Raw genomic sequence first — 20,175 nt, 5'->3', positions numbered from 1 at the left:
TACTCGAACCTGCGGCTGGCCGAGGAATCGAAGCGTCATCGGGTCTTGGTCCTGGTTCTCGCCTACTGCGGCTTGCGGTGGGGTGAAGCTATCGCCCTGCGCGTACGGGATATCGAATTCCTGCGGCGACGACTTACGGTCGCTGATAACGCCGTACAGCTCGGCGTGGATCACACGGTTGGAGAGACCAAGGGCAAACGAGTTCGGTCGGTGCCGGTGCCTCGGTTCGTCCTCGACGAGCTTTCGGCCGTCTGCAAGGACAAAAGCTCGGGATGATCTGGTTTTCCCGCACCCGGACGACGCTGAGAAGTTCCTGCCGCGTCCCAAATCCGAAGACGGCTGGTTTACCGGCGCAGTGAAGCGGGCCGAGGTGCAGGACATCACCCCGCACGACTTGCGGCACACGTGCGCGAGCTTGGCCGTGTCGGCGGGCGTAAACGTGCTGGCGCTGGCGAGGATGCTCGGACACAAGGACCCTGCGGTGACGCTGCGCGTATACGCGGACCTGTTCGACAGCGATCTCGACAAGGCCGCAAAGCTCATGCACGACGCCTACGCTGCGGCCTGATGTTGGGAATTCGTTGGGAAACTGCCTCTTTCGAGGCATAGCGCGGGATGAGAAAAGCCCCTGACCTGCTCTCGCAGGCCAAGGGCTCTTGGCGGTGGCGGAGGGATTTGAACCCTCGGAGGGGGGTTACCCCTCACACGCTTTCGAGGCGTGCTCCTTAGGCCGCTCGGACACGCCACCGCCGGTGACTTTACCGGACCGCACGCCCAATACTGAAATCGGCCGCGGTGGGGGTTATGGGCGCTGGGTTTTGAAGAAATCGTCGAGGAGGGCGGCGCATTCGGATTCGAGGATGCCACCGCGGACTTGGGGGCGGTGGTTGAGACGTCGGTCACGGACCACGTCCCAGAGTGAGCCGACGGCACCGGTTTTCGGTTCCCAGGCGCCGAAGACCAGTTTGCCCACGCGGGACAGCACCAGGGCCCCGGCGCACATCGTGCAGGGTTCGAGGGTGACCGCGAGGGTCGCGTCCGCCAAACGCCAGCCATCGCCCATGACGCGGGCGGCCGCGCGCAGGGCCAGCACCTCCGCGTGCGCGGTCGGATCGCCGAGGGCCTCACGGGCATTGGCGGCGCGGGCGAGTTCGCGGCCCGCGCTGTCGAAGACGACCGCGCCGACGGGGACATCGCGCGGATCGGCGGTGCGCGCGGCCGTTATGGCCGCGCGGATCATCGCCTCGTCGGCGGCGAGTGCGGACAGCGAGACGGCGCCGCCCGGCGGGGTGGGCCGGGCAGCGCCGCTGAGGGGTTCGGAGGGGTTCATGCCGCCGGGATCAGCGCGGCAGTTTGTCGAGTACCGCGGAGAATTCGTTGGCGAAGCCGAGACGCTGGGCGACCATGCCCAGCTGTTCGTCCGGGTACAGGTCGGTCTCGGCGAGGATGACACTCAGCACCGGTTCGGGCAGGCCGAGGTCGGAGAGCACGCCGAGATCGCCCTCCTCCCAGGGCTCGATATCGTCGAGTTCGTCCGGATCGATATCCGGGATCTCGATATTCAACTCCTCCAGCACATCGGCCGCGATGTCGTAGTCGATGGCCGCGGTCGCGTCCGAGAGCAGGATTCTGCTGCCGGTCGGGCCGGGACGGAGGATGATGAAGAATTCGTCATCGATATCGAGCAGGCCGAAGACCGCTCCGGAGGCTCGCAGCTCACGCAATTCGGCCTCGGCCGCGGACAGACTGGACAGCGCCGCCGCACTCAGCGGCGTAACTTTCCAATCGGCTTCTTCGCGGACAACCGCCACTGCGAACCCTTCCACGTCGTCGTACTCATCCGACGCCGCCCTGTTCGTGCTCGAGCGCTGTGCTGCCATGGGCGCAACGGTAGTCCGCTTCGGGGTAAATGTTGAAGTCGTATGCGAATCTGGTCGCATGACGGGCCATCCGAAAGCAGCAGTCTGTGTCCTGGGTACCGGATTGATCGGCGGATCGGTGCTGCGCGCCGCCGTCGCGGCCGGTTACGACGCGTGGGGTTTCAACCGCTCCGAGGCCGGGGCGAAGGCCGCCCGGGAAGACGATTTCGATGTGGTGAGCGATATCGAGGCCGTGCTGCGGCGGGCCGCCCGCGCGGACGCGCTCATCGTGGTCGGTGTGCCCATGCCCGCCCTGGACACGATGCTCTCGGATGTGAAGTCGTTCGCGCCGGACTGCGCGCTCACCGATGTGGTGAGTGTGAAGGCCCCGGTCGCCGCCGCCATGGCGCGACATGAGCTGGCCGGACGGTACGTCGGCGGGCATCCGATGGCCGGGACCAGCGAATCCGGTTGGGCCGCATCCACTCCGGACCTGTTCCAGCGCGCCGCATGGGCGGTGAGCGTGGATCCGGGCGTTCACGAGGTGGCGTTCGAACGGGTGGCGCGACTGGCGCTGGACTGCGGGGCGGTGGTGGTGCCGGTGCTGAACGAGGAGCACGATCGCGCGGTGGCGCGGATCTCGCATCTGCCGCATGTGCTGGCCGAGGCGCTCGCGATACAGGGGACCAATGGCGGGCCGCTGGCCCTGGGACTGGCGGCCGGGTCGTTCCGGGACGGGACGCGGGTCGCGGCGACCGCGCCGGATCTGGTGCGGGCCATCTGCGACCCCAATGCGACGGCGCTGTTGGAGGTGCTGGAGGACGCGCTGCGCGTGCTGGAAGGCGCGCGGAACAGCCTGCGGGAGAGCGGGACGATCGGGCAGCTGGCCGATGCCGGGCATGACGGCCGGGTGGACTTCGAGGACCACCAGCGGTGGGCGATCACCGATATCCGTCCGGGAGATCAGGATTGGGCCGCGCGGCTGGCCGAGGCGGGGCGGCGCGGGGGTGTGATCGAGTCGCTGGGGTAGAGCGGCCGGGTGTGAATCCCGGCCGAAAGCGATGACAGGAAGGGCATACCCCGAGGAACGGGCTAAATGCGTTCGGCGAGGCCGGGGTAGTCCAGGAGGAAGCCGTCCTCGTCGACGGTGACGGTCGCGCTGGAGACCGGTGACAGCACGTGGATGCCGTCGGCTCCGCTCGAGTAGGTGAGGCCGGCTTCCTGGACGAGCAGGTCGGGCAGGCGCACGTAGACGACCGGGACCTGGATGTCCTCACTGGCGTGCGCCAGGCCGTAGCGGCGGATCGGCAGGGTGTTGAAGAACGGGCTCAGCACCACATCGACATCGAGCGCGCCCCCGAAAGTGGAGCGCACATGCGTCCCACCGGCGTCGATGAGCCAGTAGTTCTCCTCGTCGCGGGCGATCGAGGCGTGCCGCTCACCGGTGGCCAGGGTGCTGCGCAGCGACAGTCGCCGGGTGACCCCGTTCTCATCGGTGACCAGGTCGTAGGAGGCACTGAAGGCCGGATGGTCCTCGCACTCCCCCGCGATGATCCGGCCCGCGGCGCGAATCCGGTTGCCGCTGAGCACAACCCGCACCGACTCCATTCGCGACGCGTTGTGCGCACGCCAGGTCAATATCGACGGCCATTTCGCCACCGCCGGTTTCGAATCCTCGCTCCCGCTCTCCGTCACGCCCTCAACCGTACGTGGAGCAGGTTTTCCACCGTCGACCCACGGCACGCGTTTCCCGCACCGCGGTTCCCCTGCGGCCATAGCCGCCGCAGGTGGCGTATCGATCGGCGTGTCGCCGATGGGTTCCACGAGCGGCGATGCAGACCGCCCGGTATGCCCTGCGCTGCTTGATGGCGGGTGGTTGGGACTCGAGTAACGTAGTCGCGGGCATTGGGGCACTCGGGGCTGGAAGGGAATTCTGTGGCTGGCGCGCGGATGGTCGGGCTGTTCGCCGGGATCGGCGGGCTGGAGCTCGGTCTCGCGACGCACGGCTGGGAGAGCGAACTGCTGTGCGAGATCGATATCGGCGCGCAGGCGGTGCTGGCGGCGCGGTTTCCCGGGGTGGAACTGCACGCGGATGTGACCAGGCTCAGATCGCTGCCCGCCGGGGTCGATCTGGTGGCCGCCGGATTCCCCTGCCAGGACCTGTCGCAGGCCGGTCGGACAGCCGGAATCACCGGTGCGCGTTCGGGATTGGTGGACGAGGTGTTCCGCCTGGTGAAGCGCAAACGCGGACCGCGCTGGCTGCTCATCGAGAATGTGCCGTTCATGCTGCAGCTCGGCGGCGGGGCGGCCATGCGGCATATCACGAGCGCGCTGGAGGAACTCGGCTACACCTGGGCGTACCGGGTGGTGGACGCCCGCGCGTTCGGGCTGCCGCAGCGCAGACAGCGGGTGCTGATGCTGGCCTCGCGCACCGAGGATCCGCGGCCGGTGCTGTTCGGCACGGACGCGGGGGCGCATACCGTCGGCGATCCGGCGCACGATCCGTGCGGGTTCTACTGGACCGAGGGCACCCGCGGGCTCGGCTGGGCGGTGAACGCGGTGCCGACCCTCAAGGGCGGTTCCGGTCTGGGGATCGCGAGTCCGCCCGCGGTGCGCCTGCCCTCGGGTGAGCTGGTCACCCCGGGTATCACGGACTGTGAACGGCTTCAGGGTTTCGAACGGGATTGGACCGCACCGGCGCTCGAGGTCGCCGGGGTGCGGCGCGGTCATCGCTGGAAGCTGGTCGGCAATGCGGTGAGCGTGCGGATGGCCTCCTGGATCGCGGGCCGGCTCGCCGATCCCGCCGACGACGCGTTCCCCGACGGCGAGGCGCACACCCGCCGTGCCTGGCCGCAGGCCGCGTGGGGGCGCGACGGCGAGGTGTATCGGGTTCCGGTCTCCACCTGGCCCGTACACGCGCCGTACGAGGATCTGCGCTGGTTCCTGGACGAGGTGAATCTGCTCTCCGCGCGCGCCACGGCCGGATTCCTGCGCCGCACCGCCATGGGCACCCTGAGATTTCCCCCCGGATTCATCGAGGATGTGGAGAACCACCTCGACCGAATGGGAGGATTCCCGCGCGAGGCTGCCTGAGCGCGGGGCGCCCGACCCGTACGCCAGGAGTCCACCTATGCCGCACCGCGACCGCCGGAACCTCCGGTGAGCGTGCCGCGCCCGCTCACCGATGCCGCCACCAGTGCGCGCATGTCCCGGCAGCGCCGGGCCGATACCGCGCCGGAAATGGCGCTGCGCCGGGAATTGCACAGGCGGGGTGCGCGGTTCTTCGTGGACAGGGCACCGCTGCCGAAGATGCGACGGCGGGCCGACATCGTTTTTCCACGGCGGAAGGTGGCGGTTTTCGTGGACGGGTGTTTCTGGCATTCCTGCCCGGTGCACGCGACCTCGCCCAAGAACAATGGCGAATTCTGGACCGAGAAGCTGGCCGGGAATGTGGCGCGCGATCGCGATACCGATGCCCGGCTGGCCGAGGCGGGCTGGACCGTAATCCGGGTGTGGGAACACGAAGCCGCGGAATCGGCCGCCGACCTGGTGTTGGCGGCGCTGGAACGCGGGGTATGACGGTTGGTGTGGACGATGGGCGACAATGGACCTACCACCGGACCGTCCGACCAGTACGGCTGCGAGAGCGAGCGAGGCCAGCGAAAGCGAGTACCGCGATGACGCCCACCGAGCAGAAACTCACCGAGGCAGCACCGACCGCACCGGTGACGCCCCGCTGGAAACGGGTGCTGCGCTGGTGCATCGCGATACTCATCGCGGTCGCCGGTATCGGCTACTCCTCGTGGGTGCTCGAATTCCTGCTGCCCATCCCCAGTGATCCGACCAATACCTTCCTGAGTCAGCTGGCCGAGAAGGGTGCGCCGTTCCGCTGGGTCTTCACCACCGGTGACACCGTTTCGGGCGCCATGCTCGCGGTCGCGGGCATCGGCGGACTGCTGTTGTACACGCGCCGCCGCTACTCCACCGTCGGCTGGATCGCGCTGACCTGTTTCGGCCTCTCCACCATCGCCGATGCCCAGTGGCCCATCGATCCGACTGTGACGCATACATATTCGGAGACCGGGCTCTTTCCGCAGCTGCATCAGATTCACGCGCTGACGAGCTCGCTGGCGGTGTTCTCCATCTATATCGCGATGATCGCGTTCAGTGTGGCGGCGTTCAAGTACCGGCGCTGGCCGATTCTGCGCCATACCGGCCTGTGGATTCTGATCGTCGGTTCGGCGGTGACGGCGTGGATGCTGATCGCCGACAATCTGTCCGGCAATTACGGTCTGGGGATCGCCCAGCGCATCCAGGTGGGCGCCATGTCACTGTGGTTGATCGCGCTCGCGGTGCAAATCGTTGTCGCCGAACGGGATTCCGACCGCAACGCTGGGTAGGGTCGAATTGTGACCAGCGACGCACCGGAACTCACCGAGATAGCCGCCCAGCTCGATACTGTCGCCGCCGCGACCACCCGTCTGCTCGACGCCGTTTCCGCCCTCACCGACGCCGATCTGGTGGAGCCCTCACTGCTGCCCGGCTGGACCCGCGGGCACGTGCTTGCGCATACCGCCCGCAATGCCGACAGCCTGGTGAATCTGCTGCTGTGGGCGCGCACCGGTATCGAAACCCCGCAGTACGCAAGCGCTTTCCTGCGCGATGCCGATATCGAGGCGGGCGCGCCGCGACCGCTGCGCGAACAATTCGAGGATCTCTCGGCCGCCTCCGAGCGCTGGCTGGCGCTGGCGCGGGTGATGCCCGCGGAAAGCTGGCAGGCCATTGTGCGCAACCGTCAGGGCGGTGAATTGCCCGCCAGCCGCGTGCTGTGGATGCGCCTGCTGGAGGTCGAGATTCACCATGTGGATCTGAATGTCGGTTATACGCCCCAGGATTGGCCCGCGGCGTTCGTGGCGCGCCTGCTGCCGCAGGCGGTGGCCGACCTCTCGGCCAAGCCGGGCACCGGGTTCACGGTGACCGCCACCGACACCGGATACACCGGCGCGGTCGGCAATCCCGAGACCGAGATCACCGGCCCGGCGGCGGCCTTGGCCGCGTGGATGATCGGCCGCTCCCCCGGCGACGACCTCACCGGCGACCTGCCGGACCTGGCCGCCTGGAAATAGATTCGCCCCCGACATACCCCGGACATACCCCGACGACAAAGAAGTCCCGCACCGACCGGTGCGGGACTTCTTGTTGTGCGCCCGAAGGGATTCGAACCCCTAACCTTCTGATCTATCCCGACACTCTTCGGTACGTCCGTACACATCCTGGATTGTCCGCAAATATATTGTGCCGCAATACATTATGACGGCTCTGTCGACCGGTTTCGTCCATTCAATTCCAGCAAAATCCGGGGGCGTTTGTACAGGGAAAGTAAGGGTGGTTCGCTCGGCGCTCCGGCCGATTGTGCCCGCTGCGGCCTGTCGCGCTGTGCGTGCGTGCAGCGATTCGCGCTACGTGGCGTAGGTGTCGCGGAATGCTTCGCGCACGGTTGCCGCGTCGGGCGCGCCTTGGTCCGCGATGCCCGAGACCACTTCGGCCACGCGCCAGAAGTTCGACGGGACCAGACGCCCCGAGGTCACCGCCGTGAGGGCCACATCCGCCGCTTCGTCGGGCTTGTCAGCCGCGACCAGAGCCAGTCCCAGATCCAGGTTCGCCGAAGCGATCCGTCGCGGCCGGACGGACTCAGCGCCCGTTAGATCAGCGAGAACATGCCGTGCGTAGGACTCGGCCGCCGGATCACCGAGCCATGCGAGCGTGGTAGCCACATAGGCGTCCGACTTGGCCGGGTCGTATCGGAAATGGTGCTCGGGCCGGTCGGGAACGCTGAGCCCGGAGACCAGCCGCGCGACTCTGCGCAGCGCACCATAGGTCCCCGAGCTGTCCCCGAGTCGCGCCAGTGCACGGCCCTCTTGTGCAGTGGCTTGAATGAACACCGAGCTGTTCTGCGGTGCCATGGTCTGCGCTGCGCGCGACATCTCAGCGGCGGCGGCGAACTCGCCTGCGGTCAGCAACTGCCAGGCCCGTGTCTCGAGGCACCAGGCCGATATCTCAGGGTGGCCCGCTTCGTCTGCGATGTCTCGCGCCGCGTGGCCGCGCGCCGCTGCGGCGGAGGTCTCCCCCAGGTCGATATGGCACGTGCACGCCAGCAGCGACAGCCAGCCGACCGTGATCAGCAATCGGCGGTGCTGAGTCAAGGTCTTGCGGCTGTCCATCAGTCGGGCCGCGTAGCCCAGGTGCTGGCGGATGTCGGCCAGCAGCACAGCGGGCGGAGTGGTTGGGTAGGCCGACGCCAAGTCATCCACCGCCGCCTCTAGGCGGTCGAGTGCGTCACCGCCGATATCAGACGCGGCCACACGCTGAATCCATTCCGCCCCAGCCTGTTCCCCGCCGGCTGATTCGCCTAGCGCGGATTGGTAGGCGGCGACCACATCGGGGGGAACCTCCCGCTTCCCGCGCTCGATGAGCGACAGATAGGACGGGCTGTAGTGGGTCAGTACGGCGATTTCACGCAGCCCCACCCCCGCCGCCTCACGCGCGGCCCGTAACAGCGAGCCCGATTCCATGCCCTCTCCAGCCCTGGCTGACCAGCAAACACGTTGTCAACACCGTATCCCCGTGGAGCCGAACTATGCACGCCTAGCGTCTATTTGGGCACCCGCCGCCAACGGACCACCGCGCCAAACGACTCCGAGCGGCGGGTGCCCGCCACAACCGCATAGCGAGGGCAAGGGGATGCAATGGCGACGGGAACCGAGGCAGAGGCAGCGGTGCTGTATGTGCTCGCACCGGGCGGAATGCTCACCGCCGCACAGATCAGCGAGCAAGCACAGCTCACCGGATGGTCGGCCCGCCGGGCGATCGGACAACTCGAATCACGCAGCCTGATCATGGCCACACCTCACACGTCCCGCTGGTCCATCACTCCACGTGGCCGCGCCGCATGGGCCACCAATTTCAGGCGGTACGCGCAATGATCGGCGGTGCATGGCTCACGCTCGGATGGGTTCTCGTGTTCGGTTTGCCCTTAGCGGTGCTGGTCACAGTGATCCTGTGGCCTGAGCGCATCCCGAAAGATCGGTCCGTAGAAGCCATCCGGCGACGCATCCGGGACGAGGCCGAGCCAGCGCGATCTACCGAGCCGCGAGGGGCGGGCCGCACTCAGCGCCCCGAATAGACTTGTCCCGGGCCGCATCTGAACGACGCGAGACAATGTGCGCAGGGTGGCTACGCGCCCGCGGTCGTGATCTTCACGACGCCCGTCCTGGCGGTCGAGGCGCTGACGGTGTTGGTCGGTGAGGCAGGCGCAAGCGTCGATGATCTTGCGACGCTTGCGGATAAACCGGTCTTCCCGAATCGAGACGGGGATTGGATGAGTCTCGCCAACCTGCGCCGGTCCCTACGCGCCGCACTCCCGGAGGATCTGAAGTGGGTCACGCCGTATTCGCTGCGGCGGACGGTGGCGACGGTGGTCCGTGACGGGCTCGGTGTCGAGCAGGCGCAAGCGCAGCTGTCACACGCCCAGTTGGCCACCACCGAACAGCACTACGTAGAGCGGCGGACCCACGGGCCGGACTCCCGGGCGGTGCTGGATCGGTTCGCCGAAGGAAAGTAAGGACTCGTTTGTAAGGGCAAAGTGCGGGATTTCGCTGATTCGATCTTGGAACCAAAATGGCCCCCGAGCCTGCAATGCAGGTCGGAGGCCAATTGTTGTGCGCCCGAAGGGATTCGAACCCCTAACCTTCTGATCCGTAGTCAGATGCTCTATCCGTTGAGCTACGGGCGCATGGTGGTGCATTCAGTTATAACAGGCCCGGCGAACCGGGCTTGGCGGAGGCGAGAGGATTTGAACCTCCGGTCCCCGTGAAGGGACAACTCATTAGCAGTGAGTCCCATTCGGCCGCTCTGGCACGCCTCCTGGAGCCTTCTCTTACGAGGGCGCCGGTCCTTTCGAACCGCCGGGACGAAAGATTACACAGCGGGTGACCAATAGGCAAAACGGCTGGTCAGCGGCGTGACCGCGGGCATTGGCGGTGGCGGTCAGCGGAGGTGGCTGTCGAACCATTCGAAGATGCGGGTCTGGGCGTCGAGGGTGGCGGCGTCATCGGTGGCGGCCGGATCGAAACCGGGGTGATCGGGTCGGTGGCGCAAGCCCGGATAGGAGACCACCAGGGTGGCGACATCGGCGCGGGCGGCGGCGTCGCGCAGGCGGTCGACCTGATCGGGCGGGGTGCGCGGATCGTCCACGCCGAACAGTCCGAGCCAGGGCGAGAGCAGTTCGGGGGCCGCGATGGCGAGCGCGATCGCCTCGGGGGTGAGCGGGGTGTCGATACCGGGGGCGGCGACGCTGACCGCCGCGCCGATACGCCGGTTGGTGGCCACCAGGGCCGCGGCGGTGCCCGCCGAATCGAAGCCGAGCACGCCGATGCAGTCCCGGAACACACCGTGACCGGTGAGCCAATCGAAGCAGGCGTCGAAGTCTTCCACCAGGTCCGCGCCGAAAACCTGGTCGGGGACCACACCATTGTCCCGATGGAAGAGATCGGGTGCGACCACCGTCCAGCCGTCATCGGCCAGTGATCGCATGAGATCCAGCAAGGGATCGGTGAATTCGCGCGATTCGTGCAACACCACGATGCCGCCACGTGCATGACCATCCGGTTCGATCACCGTGAGAGGAACCCGCGTCGTCTCATGCACAGGCGCTAGATCTCGGAAAATGCCCGCCATGCAGCCAGAGTAGTTGCGCAAGGTAACTTCGGGATTAATGTTTTCGGGAGGCCGACGCCCCGTACATTTTCCGGTACAAATGCGCTTACAGCTGCCGCAGTACCGGATTCGCCACCTTCGAGCATCCGTGCTGACACCGCGCGCGGCGCGCACCCCGCCGGGACATAGGCTGGACTGGTGAGCGCGCACATTCGTCCGGATCTCGATGCCATCCCGGCCTACATCGCAGGCCGCAGCCACCCCGACCTGGTCAAGCTGGCCAGCAACGAGACCACTTTTCCGCCGTTGCCGTCGGTGGCCAAGGCCATTGCCGAGGCCGCGGAGCTGGTGAACCGGTATCCGGACAATGCCGCGCTCGAATTGCGCACGGCCATCGCCGAATTCCACGATGTCGCGGTCGAGAATGTGGCGGCGGGCTGCGGCAGTGTGGCCCTCTGCCAGGAGCTGGTGCAGATCACCTGCCTGGCGCCCACCGATGAGGTGGTGTTCGCCTGGCGCTCGTTCGAGGCGTATCCGATCGTCACCCAGGTGGCGGGGGCGACGGCGGTGCGGGTGCCGCTCGATCACGACTTCGCGCACGATCTGGACGCGCTCGCGGCGGCCATCACGCCCAATTCCCGGGTGGTCTTCGTCTGCAATCCGAACAATCCGACCGGTACGGCGCACGGGGCGGCCGAACTCGTTCGCTTCGTGGATTCGGTGCCCGCCGATGTGCTGGTGGTGCTGGACGAGGCGTACTACGAGTACATGCGGCTCGACGATCAGCCCAATGGCGTCGAGATCGGCCGCACCCGACCCAATGTGCTTGTGCTGCGCACCTTCTCGAAGGCGTACGGCCTGGCGGGGCTGCGCGTCGGCTACGCCGTCGGCGCTCCCGATGTGGTCACCGCACTCATGAAGGTGCATATCCCGTTCAGCGTGAACCGGGTGGCGCAGGCGGCGGCCATCGCCTCCCTGGAGGCCCGGCACGAGCTGCTGGAGCGCACCGATGCCGTGATCGCGGAACGCGATCGGATGCGCGACGCGCTGGTGGCCGCGGGCTACCGGGTGGCGGACAGCGAGGCGAACTTCCTGTGGCTGCCGCTCGGGGACCGCAGCGCCGAATACGGCGCCGCCAGTGCCGAGGCCGGAGTTCTGGTGCGGCCCTACGGAAATGACGGCGTGCGCATCACCGCGGGCGACCCACACGAGAACGATCTGTTCCTGAGCTTCGCCACCGACCCGGCGACCGTCAGCCGCTTCTCGGGCTGACCCACCCCCGTCATCCCGGCGCGCTTTCGGCCGGGATTCACCGCAGCGGGTCCACCTTCGCCCGTGTGGATCCCGGCCCAGGACATGCCGGGATGACGAAGGGACTCAGCCGATTCCGAGGCCCGCGGAGATCGTGGGCCAGGAGCGCGGGAGTTCGTCGGCCCAATAGGGCCAGGAGTGCGTACCGGTGAGGCGCAGGTCGACCACCGCCGGGATACCCAGCCGGGCCAGGCGGTCCGAGAGTTGGGTGGTGCACATGTTCGCGCCCGCCTCGAGCGGTCCGCCGAACATGATCGCCTGGCGCGCATCGGGATTCGCCGGACCGTCGTGCTCGCCCGGGATCCCGCTGCCCGCGGAGAGGTAGATGGTCTTGCCGCGCAAGGCTTCCGCGTGATTGACCACATCGTGTTCGGCCCATTGCGGACCGTCCGAGGGGCCGAACATATTGTCCGGATCGCCGCCGAAGGTGCCGACCACCGCGCGCGCCTGCGCCTGACCGAAGTCCGAACTCATTGCGTAGCAGCCGCTGTGGGCCCCCACGGCGCGGTAGAGCTCCGGATGGCGGACGGCCAGCATCATGGCGCCCTCGGCCCCCATGGAGACGCCGGTGAGGCCGTTGACGCCGTTTCCGCCGAAGCGGGCATCCAGCAGCGGCGGCAGTTCCCGGGTGAGGAAGGTTTCCCAGCGATTGGTGCCGAGTTTCGGATCGGCGCGCAGCCAATCGGTGTAGTAGCTGGCGGGCCCGCCGAGGGTGAAAACCACATTCACGTTCTTGTCGGCGAAGAAGCGCAGCGCACCGCCCTTGCCGGCCCAGTTGTTGGCATCGGATGCGGCGCTGCGGCCGTCGAGCATGTAGAGGGTGGGGCGGGGGGTGTCGTGCACGGCGGGCAGCAGCACCTGCACGTCGACGGTGCGGCCCATGGCGGGTGAGGCGATCGAGACCTGTAGCAGCCGATCGCTCACGGTCTCGATGCGCGCGATGGCGGCGCGGGTGGGGTGCACCGGATCGACGGCGGGCGGGGACTCCTCATTGGAGCCGGACTCCACGGGCGGCTGCGCGAGCGAGGGCGGCGGAGTCAGGAGCGCCGCACCCGCGAGCAGTGCGACGCTGGCGAAGGTGCCGAAGAGGCGACACCGCAGTGACCGGCGGCGATCCACAGCACAATCCTGCCAGAGATCACTCCGCGGCGAGATCACGCTCCCAGCGAGTCTCCATATCGGTGAGCCGCCACACACCGATGGCCACCGCCCAGGTGAGCACGAACAGCCCGACGATCACGAAACCGAGATCGCCGAGGTCGAGATTGCCGATCCAGGCGACGAAACCCGTTGTGATGTCCAGTCGTTCGACGAAGATGGAGACGATCTCCTGCACCCCGATCAGCAGCGCCACCGCCACCGACAGGCCGGTGATCACCAGGTTGTAGTAGATCTTGCGCACCGGTCGCGCGAACGCCCAGTCGTAGGCGTAGCTCATGAAAGACCCGTCGAGCGAGTCGAATAGCGCCATACCGGCCGAGAACAACAGCGGCAGAACGAGAATCGTGTACCAGGGCAGTCCGGTGGCGGCCGCGCCGCCCGCGATGACCAGCAGCCCGACCTCGGTGACGGTATCGAAGCCGAGTCCGAACAGCAGGCCCACCGGGTACATCTGCCACGGTTTGCGCACCATCCGCACCACCGGTCCGAGCACTCGGTTGAGCGCCCCGCGATGTTCGAGTTCGTGTTCGAGCCGCGCCTCGTCCAGGTCGCCGCCGCGCATGCGCCGGTACACCTTCCAGATCCCGATCAGCGAGGCCAGATTCAGCAGGCCGATGGCGATCAGGAAGGTGCCCGAGATGCCGGTGCCCCACAGGCCCGTCCACTTGTGCAGGGACGAACCCTCGTCCTCGAGCGGTCCGGCCAGCGCGCGCACGCCCAGCGCCAGCAGCGTCACCATGAGGAAGACGATGCTGGAATGGCCGAGGGCGAACCAGAATCCGACGCTGTGCGTCTTGGCGCGGCCGTTCTCGGCGACGAGTTTGCGGGTGGTGTTGTCGATGGCGGCGATATGGTCGGCGTCGAAGGCGTGCCGCATGCCGAGGGTGTAGGCGGTGACCCCGAGTCCGACGCCGAAGACCGCGCCCTGCACCATGTGATGTCCGGGCACCACGAACAGCAGCAGGGTGCCCCAGCCCACCACATGCAGCGCCAGGACCGTGACCGCCATTCCGATCCAACTGCGCACTAACCACACCCTCATCGCCACCGCGCGGTTGACCGCCCTGTTGACACGAGGTGGGCATGAACTCGAAAGCCCATGCCCACCTGCGTATTTGCAGCGGAAGCGGAGGGATTTGAACCCCCGGTCGCTCTCACGACGTCCGCTTTCAAGGCGGATGCATTCGGCCGCTCTGCCACGCTTCCAGCCCCGTGATGTTAGCAGTGTCCAGTTCGCCGCCGCTCGGGCCGATCACTCCGCGCGGTGGTCCCCGGCCATGTTGATCAGCTCCATGGCGGCGCCCAGGGCGGTGAGTTGCTGCGGGGTGAGCAGGTCGATGAAGTAGCGGCGGACGGCGGCGACATGGCCGGGAGCGGCCAGGCGCAGGCGGCGCATGCCCTCGTCGGTGAGCTGGGCGATGACGCCGCGGCCGTCGTCTTCGGAGGGCATGCGGCGCACCATGCGCTGGGCTTCGAGGCGGCGGATCTGATGGGTGAGGCGGCTACGGGAGGAGAGCACGCCGTCGGCCAGATCGCTCATGCGCAGTGCGCGACCGGGCGCCTCGGAGAGCATGACCAGAATGCGGTAGTCGGCGAAGGAGAGCTGACTGTCGCGCTGGAGCTGCCGATTGAGGTCGGCCATCAGCCGCTGGCCGCCGTCCATATAGGCCCGCCAGGCACGCTGCTGTTCCGGAGTGAGCCACTGTGTCATTTCGCCCTCCGCTGTGCTCCGGACGGGTTACCGGAACGAGCTGATCATGGTGCGGCTCAGTTCGTCCAGACCGGCGCAGCCCGAAAGGCCCATGGCCGCATCGAAATCCGCGAGCAGGGCGCGCAGGGCGTGGCGAACGCCGTCGCGGCCCGCGATGCCGAGGCCGTAGGCCCAGGGGCGGCCGTAGAGGACGGCTTTCGCACCCAGGGAGAGCGCGATCATGACGTCCGCGCCGGAGCGGATGCCGGAGTCGAACAGGACGGTGGCGCGGTCGCCGACGGTGGCGACGATGGTGGGCAGCGCGTCCAGGGCGGCGATGGAGCCGTCCACCTGGCGGCCGCCGTGATTGCTGACGATCACCGCGTCCGCGCCCGCGTCCACGCATTGGCGGGCGTCGTCCGGATGTACGACGCCCTTCACCGCGATGGGCAGGGTGGTCCAGTCGCGCAGTTTGGCGATATCGGTGGGGCGCAGGCCGTGATTGCCGAACAGCCCGAGCCAGGTGAGGATGGCCGCGCGCATGGCCTCCTCGCTCTCCTCCGGCGGCGCGGCGAGTTTGGCGCGGAAGACCGGATCGGAGAGGTAGTTGGCAATGCCCTGGCCCGCCAGGAACGGCAGGTGGCCGAGCGCGAGATCGCGGGGCCGCCAGCCCAGCGCCGGGGTGTCCACGGTGACGACAATGGCTCGGGCCCCGGCCTTTTCGGCGCGTTCGACGAAAGAGCGGGCCAGTTCGGGATCGTTGGGCCAGTACAGCTGATACCACCAGTCACCGGCGAGCGCGCCCGCCTCCTCGATGGTGGAGGAGGCCGCGGTGGAGAGCACCATGCCGATGCCGAGTTCGCGGGTCACCTCGGCGACCACGGTCTCACCGCGCTCGTGCAGCAGGCCGAGCACCCCGATGGGCGCGGTGAGAATCGGTGCGGCCAAATGGGTTCCGAGCACCTCGACCGAGAGATCGCGGGCGCCGGGACCGCTGGTGCCGCGCAGCACGCGCGGCATGAGCCGGTATTTCTCGAAGGCGTGCAGATTGTTCGCCGCGGTGCGCTCGGCGGAGGCGCTGCCCGCCACGTACGCGAAGGCCGCCGGTTCCAGTACTTCCCGAGCTCGCTCCTCGAGTCCGGCCGCCGTCATGGGCAGGGCGGGGACGATACCGGCGAGTCCGGCGAGATAGATCTCGTTCTGGAAATCGACGAAACTGCTCATTCGGCAAACGCTAGTACCAGAACCCGTGGTACGGGGGGTGTCGGAAATTCTTTCCCGGCGCGTAACTTCCGGAAACGTTCCGGCCTTTGATCAGCGGTGACGCACGCGCACCAGGGCACGCGAGGATTCGGCGGCGACGAAGCCGGACATGGCCATCGCGGTCAGGAGGGTGAGCGCGCCGAGAGCGGTGACGAAGCCGAGCATGGATTCTCCCTTTCGGATGTGGTCATCCCACAATGACCGCCGAAGCTGACAGGATGCTGTGTCCATCCCGAGCCTGGCCTGACAGTAATCGGTGATCGGCCGCCGTAGGCTCGCTTTCATGTATGCGGTGACACTCGACGGTTTCGGTGAGCCAGAGGTCATGAAATGGGCGCAGGTACCCGATCTGCCCGCGCCAGGACCCGGTGAAGTGGTGATCGAGGTGGCGGCCGCGGGGGTGAACCGCGCGGATCTGCTGCAACGCCAAGGGTTCTACCCGCCCCCGCCCGGGACGAGCGAGACGCTGGGGCTGGAATGCTCCGGGGTGATCGCGGCGGTGGGGCCCGGGGTGCGGGATTGGCATATCGGCGACAAGGTGTGCGCGCTGTTGTCCGGGGGCGGTTACGCCGAGCGGGTGCTGGTTCCCGAAACGCAGGTGCTTCCCGTTCCCGAACATCTGGATGTGGCTGCGGCAGCGGCACTTCCGGAAGTGGCGGCTACGGTCTGGTCGAATCTGGTGATGACCGCGGGTCTGCACAGCGGCCAATTGCTGCTGATTCACGGCGGTGCGAGCGGTATCGGCACCCATGCCATTCAGGTGGCGCGGGCGCTCGGTGCGCGGGTGGCGGTCACCGCGGGGTCGGAGGAGAAATTGGCGCGCTGCGGGGAACTCGGGGCGACGGTGCTGATCAATTACCGCGAACACGATTTCGTGACCGTCATCCACAGCGAATATCCGGGTGTGGACGTCATTCTCGACATTATGGGCGCGGCCTATCTGGACCGGAATGTGCAGGCGCTCGCCGAGGACGGGCACCTGGTGATCATCGGTATGCAGGGCGGGGTGCGGGCGGAGTTGAATATCGCCGCGCTGCTCGGTAAGCGCGGCACCATTCACGCGACCAATCTGCGGCGGCGGCCCGAGCACGGACGACATTCCAAGGCGGAGATCATCACCGAACTGCGCCGCCATGTGTGGCCGCTCATCTCGGACGGGACCGTCGTGCCGGTGGTGTCGGCCGAACTGCCGATAACCGATGCGGCACAGGCGCATCGGCTGCTGGATTCCGCCGACACCGTGGGCAAGGTCATCCTGCGGATCGACTAGGCGGCGGTGGATCCCGGAGGAGAACAGGCCTGGATGACGGGCGCGGCGCCTAGGTGTCCAGGGCGGTGAGGGCGCGGCCGAGCTGATCGATCTCGAACTTGGTCGTATACGGGGCCAGACCGATGGTGACGGCCCCACCCTCGTCGTTCACCCCGAGCGCGTCCAGCAGCCGACTGCCACCGTGCGATCCGCTCAGCGTGCCGATGCGGGCATCGGCGAGTTTGGCGGAGACCTTCTCGGCCTGCATGCCCGAGATGGTGAAGCTCACCGTCGGAATGCGGGTGGAGGCGCGGCCGATCACGGTCAGGTTCGCAATGGTGTCGAGCACCGACATCAGATGTTCGAAGAGCTGATCGTGATAGTCCTGCAGCGAGGTGATTGACATCTCCAGGCGTTCGCGGCGGGTGCCGGTGGCGCGCTCGTCGAGTCCGGCCAGGTAGTCGATGGAGGTGGCCAGCCCGGCCAGCAATGCGTACTGGTGACCGCCGACCTCGAGCCGTTCCGCGCCCTTGGCGTAGGGGTTGAGCGACATGGAGGGAATGCGGTCCAGGAACGCGGGATCGCGGAAGACCAGCGCGCCGATCTGCGGGCCGCCCCACGCCGGTGCGCTCAGCGCGATCACATCGGCATTGAGTTCGTCGATATCGATGAGCGCGTAGGGCGCCGCGCCGAAGCAGTCGGCCACCAGCAGCCCGCCGACCTCGTGCACGCGATCCGCGGCCACCCGCACCGCGGGTGCGGAGCCGACGATCGGTGAGGCGGCGGTCAGGGCGACCAGTCGGGCGGTGGGGCCGATGAGCTCCTCGAACTGCCACGCGGGCATTTCGCAGGTCTCGATCTCCACCTCGGCCCAGCGCACATGTGCGCCATAGCGATTCGCGATGCGCAGCCACGGCGCGACATTGGCCTCGTCATCCAGGCGCGACAGCACGATCCCGGTGCCCAGACCCAGCCGGGAGCTCAGCGATTCGGCGAGCCAGGCCAGCAGCACCGCACGATCCGGGCCGAGCACCACGCCCGCCGGGTCGCCGCCGACCAAATCCGCGACCGCCTCGCGGGCGGCCTCCAGAATGGCCGCGCTGCGCTTGGCCGCGCCGTGCCGATTGGTGTGCGAGAAGGCCGAGGTCCGGAAACCTGTTGATACGGCTCGGGATACCGAATCGGGGACCAACATGCCCGCTTGCGGGTCGAGGTGGATCCAGCCGTCGCCCAGGGACGGTATGAGGCCCCGCACCCTTGCGACGTCGTAAGTCATGCTGGTCACTCTAAAGGCAGAGGGCAAGTCGGCGTAACGGTGTATGTGGTTTGGGTGATGCCCCTTAGCGCTGTCGGCGCTCACGCGACATGATGGGGGCATGACGCAATCGGATGGGGCGCCGGAATCCATTGTGGTGATCGGCCCCGAGGGCAAGCCGCTGATGATTCCGGCCGCCGCGCAGATCGGTGGTGAACCCGTCGAGGTCACCGGACAGGTTGTCGGCGAGGGTAATTCCGGCGAATCAGGCGATCAGGATGAGCAGCTCGCCGATATGGTGGAGCAGCCGGCGAAGGTCATGCGCATCGGTACCATGATCAAGCAATTGCTCGAGGAGGTGCGGCACGCACCGCTCGACGATGCCAGCCGCACACGCCTGCGCGATATCCACCGCACCTCGATTCGCGAACTGGAACAGGGCCTGGCCCCCGAACTCCGCGAGGAGCTCGAACGCCTCGCCCTCCCCTTCAGCGATGACGCGATCCCCTCGGATGCCGAACTCCGCATCGCCCAGGCCCAGTTGGTCGGCTGGCTCGAGGGTCTGTTCCACGGCATCCAGACCGCGCTGTTCGCCCAGCAGATGGCCGCCCGCGCCCAGCTCGAGCAGATGCGGCACGCGCTCCCGCCGGGGGTCGGCGGAGGCGATCCGCGCGGCGGACAGGGGTCCTCGGGTGGCGGCGGGCAATACCTCTAGCCCGTTCAGCGGCCGGATCGGCGGCAGGTTCTCGTCGCAAAGCCCGAGCTATTAGATAGGGTCGGGGACTGTGCCTGCTGCTGCTCCCCCCGATTCGGCGACGACCGACGTGCGCGCGGACGAACCCCCCGTGCCCCTGGTGTCGGACTCCCAGTCCTTCGCGCGCGCCTTCAAGGACTTTCGCGACGGATTCTCCCAGCGTGAATTGTGGTTGGCGCTCGGCTGGCAGGACATCAAACAGCGGTATCGGCGCTCGGTGCTCGGGCCGTTCTGGATCACCATCGCCACCGGATTGCAGGCGGCGGCCATGGGTGTGTTGTATGCCACCCTGTTCGGACAGTCACTGACTTCTTATCTGCCGTATGTGACGGTCGGGCTGATTGTCTGGAATGTCATCAATGCCAGCATTCTCGAGGGCTCGGATGTCTTCATCGCCAATGAGGGGCTGATCAAACAACTTCCGTCCGCCTTGAGCGTGCACGTCTATCGGCTGGTGTGGCGGCAGTTCCTGTTCTTCGCGCACAACCTGATCATCTACGTGATCATGGTGGCCGCCTTCAGCATCTGGCGGCATCTGCACTGGTCGGCGCTGCTGGCGATTCCGGGCCTGCTGCTGATCTTCCTCAACGCGCTCTGGGTGACCATCGTCTTCGGCATCTTCAGCACCCGGTACCGCGATCTCGCGCCGATCCTGGGCAGCACCACGCTGATGCTGTTCGTGCTCACCCCGGTCATGTGGAAGCCGACCGCGCTGTCGGGCACCGCGAGCGACCGTGCCAAGCTGGCCGAACTGGTCCCCACCTTCCACTACCTCGAGATCGTGCGCGCACCGCTGCTCGGCGATCCGATTCACCTGCGCAGCTGGATCGTGGTGCTGGCCATCACCGTCGTCGGCTGGATCGTCGCGATACTGGCCATGAAGAAGTTCCGTTCCCGCGTCCCCTACTGGGTGTGAAG

At 67.3% G+C, this 20,175-nt stretch carries 20 protein-coding genes, 4 tRNA genes and 2 pseudogenes; 12 read left to right on the top strand and 14 right to left on the bottom strand.

Annotated features, from left to right (window positions below):
* Window positions 1-568, top strand: a pseudogene (locus NA10_RS35825) (tyrosine-type recombinase/integrase); the annotation flags it as partial.
* Window positions 569-657: 89 nt separating this feature from the next.
* Here the strand turns inward: NA10_RS35825 and NA10_RS21560 are convergent.
* The 3 genes from NA10_RS21560 to NA10_RS21550 form a co-directional block, all read right to left on the bottom strand.
* Window positions 658-748, bottom strand: a tRNA-Ser gene (locus NA10_RS21560).
* Window positions 749-802: 54 nt separating this feature from the next.
* Window positions 803-1,240 (bottom strand): nucleoside deaminase, encoded by a 438-nt coding sequence (locus tag NA10_RS21555; protein WP_067570790.1) that lies wholly within the window; start codon window positions 1,238-1,240, stop codon window positions 803-805.
* Between the two features lie 100 nt (window positions 1,241-1,340).
* Window positions 1,341-1,880, bottom strand: a complete 540-nt coding sequence (locus NA10_RS21550; RefSeq protein ID WP_067570755.1) for a tRNA adenosine deaminase-associated protein — start codon at window positions 1,878-1,880, stop codon at window positions 1,341-1,343.
* Window positions 1,881-1,938: 58 nt separating this feature from the next.
* Between NA10_RS21550 and NA10_RS21545 the strand changes: the two genes are divergently transcribed.
* The gene (locus NA10_RS21545) at window positions 1,939-2,889 is read left to right on the top strand and encodes a prephenate dehydrogenase (RefSeq protein ID WP_067570753.1); all 951 of its coding nucleotides are present in this window, start codon (window positions 1,939-1,941) and stop codon (window positions 2,887-2,889) included.
* 62 nt (window positions 2,890-2,951) lie between these two features.
* Here the strand turns inward: NA10_RS21545 and NA10_RS21540 are convergent, their stop codons facing one another.
* Window positions 2,952-3,554 carry a putative glycolipid-binding domain-containing protein gene (locus NA10_RS21540; RefSeq protein ID WP_281180219.1) on the bottom strand — a complete coding sequence of 201 codons (603 nt, stop codon included), beginning with the start codon at window positions 3,552-3,554 and terminating at the stop codon, window positions 2,952-2,954.
* A gap of 255 nt (window positions 3,555-3,809) precedes the next feature.
* Here NA10_RS21540 and NA10_RS21535 point away from each other — a divergent pair, with 255 nt between their 5' ends.
* The 4 genes from NA10_RS21535 to NA10_RS21520 all read left to right on the top strand — a co-directional run bounded on the left by NA10_RS21535 (window position 3,810) and on the right by NA10_RS21520 (window position 6,985).
* Window positions 3,810-4,952 carry a DNA cytosine methyltransferase gene (locus tag NA10_RS21535; protein ID WP_174562542.1) on the top strand — a complete coding sequence of 381 codons (1,143 nt, stop codon included), beginning with the start codon at window positions 3,810-3,812 and terminating at the stop codon, window positions 4,950-4,952.
* A gap of 72 nt (window positions 4,953-5,024) precedes the next feature.
* On the top strand, window positions 5,025-5,438 hold the full coding sequence (locus NA10_RS21530) for a very short patch repair endonuclease (RefSeq protein WP_084515096.1): 414 nt from the start codon (window positions 5,025-5,027) through the stop codon (window positions 5,436-5,438).
* Window positions 5,439-5,536: 98 nt separating this feature from the next.
* Complete coding sequence (locus NA10_RS21525) at window positions 5,537-6,259, top strand: DUF998 domain-containing protein (protein ID WP_084515095.1); 723 nt, start codon at window positions 5,537-5,539, stop codon at window positions 6,257-6,259.
* A 9-nt stretch (window positions 6,260-6,268) separates the two neighbouring features.
* On the top strand, window positions 6,269-6,985 hold the full coding sequence (locus NA10_RS21520) for a maleylpyruvate isomerase family mycothiol-dependent enzyme (RefSeq protein ID WP_067570746.1): 717 nt from the start codon (window positions 6,269-6,271) through the stop codon (window positions 6,983-6,985).
* A gap of 333 nt (window positions 6,986-7,318) precedes the next feature.
* Here NA10_RS21520 and NA10_RS21515 read toward each other — a convergent pair whose 3' ends face one another.
* Window positions 7,319-8,431, bottom strand: a complete 1,113-nt coding sequence (locus NA10_RS21515) for a helix-turn-helix domain-containing protein (RefSeq protein WP_067570744.1) — start codon at window positions 8,429-8,431, stop codon at window positions 7,319-7,321.
* A gap of 174 nt (window positions 8,432-8,605) precedes the next feature.
* On the opposite strand from NA10_RS21515, the gene NA10_RS21510 reads away from it, so the two are divergent.
* Window positions 8,606-8,842, top strand: a complete 237-nt coding sequence (locus NA10_RS21510; protein WP_067570742.1) for a helix-turn-helix domain-containing protein — start codon at window positions 8,606-8,608, stop codon at window positions 8,840-8,842.
* Window positions 8,843-9,123: 281 nt separating this feature from the next.
* A pseudogene (locus NA10_RS21505) lies at window positions 9,124-9,480 on the top strand (site-specific integrase); the annotation flags it as partial.
* A 98-nt stretch (window positions 9,481-9,578) separates the two neighbouring features.
* Here the strand turns inward: NA10_RS21505 and NA10_RS21500 are convergent.
* From NA10_RS21500 to NA10_RS21490, 3 genes are all read right to left on the bottom strand, one after another.
* Window positions 9,579-9,651 (bottom strand) — tRNA-Arg (locus tag NA10_RS21500).
* A gap of 42 nt (window positions 9,652-9,693) precedes the next feature.
* Window positions 9,694-9,783 (bottom strand) — tRNA-Ser (locus tag NA10_RS21495).
* 122 nt (window positions 9,784-9,905) lie between these two features.
* The gene (locus NA10_RS21490; protein ID WP_067570738.1) at window positions 9,906-10,595 is read right to left on the bottom strand and encodes a dienelactone hydrolase family protein; all 690 of its coding nucleotides are present in this window, start codon (window positions 10,593-10,595) and stop codon (window positions 9,906-9,908) included.
* A 177-nt stretch (window positions 10,596-10,772) separates the two neighbouring features.
* On the opposite strand from NA10_RS21490, the gene hisC reads away from it, so the two are divergent.
* Entirely contained in the window at window positions 10,773-11,846 is a 1,074-nt protein-coding gene (hisC, locus tag NA10_RS21485) for a histidinol-phosphate transaminase (RefSeq protein WP_067570736.1), read from the top strand.
* Window positions 11,847-11,951: 105 nt separating this feature from the next.
* Here the strand turns inward: hisC and NA10_RS21480 are convergent, their stop codons facing one another.
* The 5 genes from NA10_RS21480 to NA10_RS21460 form a co-directional block, all read right to left on the bottom strand.
* Window positions 11,952-13,004: an alpha/beta hydrolase gene (locus NA10_RS21480; RefSeq protein ID WP_245677633.1), complete on the bottom strand. Its 1,053-nt coding sequence runs from the start codon at window positions 13,002-13,004 to the stop codon at window positions 11,952-11,954.
* A gap of 19 nt (window positions 13,005-13,023) precedes the next feature.
* Window positions 13,024-14,088, bottom strand: a complete 1,065-nt coding sequence (nicT, locus tag NA10_RS21475; protein WP_067570734.1) for a Nickel transporter NicT — start codon at window positions 14,086-14,088, stop codon at window positions 13,024-13,026.
* 79 nt (window positions 14,089-14,167) lie between these two features.
* A tRNA-Ser gene (locus tag NA10_RS21470) sits at window positions 14,168-14,252 on the bottom strand.
* Between the two features lie 46 nt (window positions 14,253-14,298).
* Window positions 14,299-14,757, bottom strand: a complete 459-nt coding sequence (locus NA10_RS21465) for a MarR family winged helix-turn-helix transcriptional regulator (RefSeq protein ID WP_067570732.1) — start codon at window positions 14,755-14,757, stop codon at window positions 14,299-14,301.
* Between the two features lie 27 nt (window positions 14,758-14,784).
* Window positions 14,785-15,960: a lactate 2-monooxygenase gene (locus NA10_RS21460; RefSeq protein ID WP_067570730.1), complete on the bottom strand. Its 1,176-nt coding sequence runs from the start codon at window positions 15,958-15,960 to the stop codon at window positions 14,785-14,787.
* Between the two features lie 322 nt (window positions 15,961-16,282).
* Between NA10_RS21460 and NA10_RS21455 the strand changes: the two genes are divergently transcribed.
* The gene (locus NA10_RS21455) at window positions 16,283-17,269 is read left to right on the top strand and encodes an NAD(P)H-quinone oxidoreductase (RefSeq protein WP_067570728.1); all 987 of its coding nucleotides are present in this window, start codon (window positions 16,283-16,285) and stop codon (window positions 17,267-17,269) included.
* 49 nt (window positions 17,270-17,318) lie between these two features.
* On the opposite strand, the gene NA10_RS21450 is transcribed toward NA10_RS21455, so the two are convergent.
* Window positions 17,319-18,524, bottom strand: a complete 1,206-nt coding sequence (locus NA10_RS21450; protein ID WP_067570726.1) for a cysteine desulfurase-like protein — start codon at window positions 18,522-18,524, stop codon at window positions 17,319-17,321.
* Between the two features lie 100 nt (window positions 18,525-18,624).
* Between NA10_RS21450 and NA10_RS21445 the strand changes: the two genes are divergently transcribed.
* Both NA10_RS21445 and wzm read left to right on the top strand, forming a co-directional pair.
* Complete coding sequence (locus NA10_RS21445) at window positions 18,625-19,218, top strand: bacterial proteasome activator family protein (protein WP_067570724.1); 594 nt, start codon at window positions 18,625-18,627, stop codon at window positions 19,216-19,218.
* Window positions 19,219-19,348: 130 nt separating this feature from the next.
* Window positions 19,349-20,173 carry a galactan export ABC transporter permease subunit Wzm/RfbD gene (wzm, locus tag NA10_RS21440; protein ID WP_245677632.1) on the top strand — a complete coding sequence of 275 codons (825 nt, stop codon included), beginning with the start codon at window positions 19,349-19,351 and terminating at the stop codon, window positions 20,171-20,173.
* The last annotated feature ends 2 nt before the right edge of the window (window positions 20,174-20,175 follow it).

This window comes from Nocardia acidivorans NBRC 108247 (assembly GCF_001625085.1).
GTDB lineage: Bacteria > Actinomycetota > Actinomycetes > Mycobacteriales > Mycobacteriaceae > Nocardia > Nocardia acidivorans.
The sequence above is the reverse complement of the archived record's forward strand: the minus strand, read 5'-3'. Positions and strand labels throughout refer to the sequence as shown.

What these genes read in the sequence shown, in the direction of transcription:
- NA10_RS21450 (WP_067570726.1), bottom strand. Translation starts at nt 18,524, where the DNA reads ATGACTTACGACGTCGCAAGGGTGCGGGGCCTCATACCGTCCCTGGGC.
- NA10_RS21490 (WP_067570738.1), bottom strand. Translation starts at nt 10,595, where the DNA reads ATGGCGGGCATTTTCCGAGATCTAGCGCCTGTGCATGAGACGACGCGG.
- NA10_RS21465 (WP_067570732.1), bottom strand. Translation starts at nt 14,757, where the DNA reads ATGACACAGTGGCTCACTCCGGAACAGCAGCGTGCCTGGCGGGCCTAT.
- NA10_RS21510 (WP_067570742.1), top strand. Translation starts at nt 8,606, where the DNA reads ATGGCGACGGGAACCGAGGCAGAGGCAGCGGTGCTGTATGTGCTCGCA.
- NA10_RS21460 (WP_067570730.1), bottom strand. Translation starts at nt 15,960, where the DNA reads ATGAGCAGTTTCGTCGATTTCCAGAACGAGATCTATCTCGCCGGACTC.
- NA10_RS21525 (WP_084515095.1), top strand. Translation starts at nt 5,537, where the DNA reads ATGACGCCCACCGAGCAGAAACTCACCGAGGCAGCACCGACCGCACCG.
- NA10_RS21555 (WP_067570790.1), bottom strand. Translation starts at nt 1,240, where the DNA reads ATGATCCGCGCGGCCATAACGGCCGCGCGCACCGCCGATCCGCGCGAT.
- nicT (WP_067570734.1), bottom strand. Translation starts at nt 14,088, where the DNA reads ATGAGGGTGTGGTTAGTGCGCAGTTGGATCGGAATGGCGGTCACGGTC.
- NA10_RS21445 (WP_067570724.1), top strand. Translation starts at nt 18,625, where the DNA reads ATGACGCAATCGGATGGGGCGCCGGAATCCATTGTGGTGATCGGCCCC.
- NA10_RS21535 (WP_174562542.1), top strand. Translation starts at nt 3,810, where the DNA reads ATGGTCGGGCTGTTCGCCGGGATCGGCGGGCTGGAGCTCGGTCTCGCG.
- NA10_RS21455 (WP_067570728.1), top strand. Translation starts at nt 16,283, where the DNA reads ATGTATGCGGTGACACTCGACGGTTTCGGTGAGCCAGAGGTCATGAAA.
- NA10_RS21515 (WP_067570744.1), bottom strand. Translation starts at nt 8,431, where the DNA reads ATGGAATCGGGCTCGCTGTTACGGGCCGCGCGTGAGGCGGCGGGGGTG.
- NA10_RS21545 (WP_067570753.1), top strand. Translation starts at nt 1,939, where the DNA reads ATGACGGGCCATCCGAAAGCAGCAGTCTGTGTCCTGGGTACCGGATTG.
- NA10_RS21550 (WP_067570755.1), bottom strand. Translation starts at nt 1,880, where the DNA reads ATGGCAGCACAGCGCTCGAGCACGAACAGGGCGGCGTCGGATGAGTAC.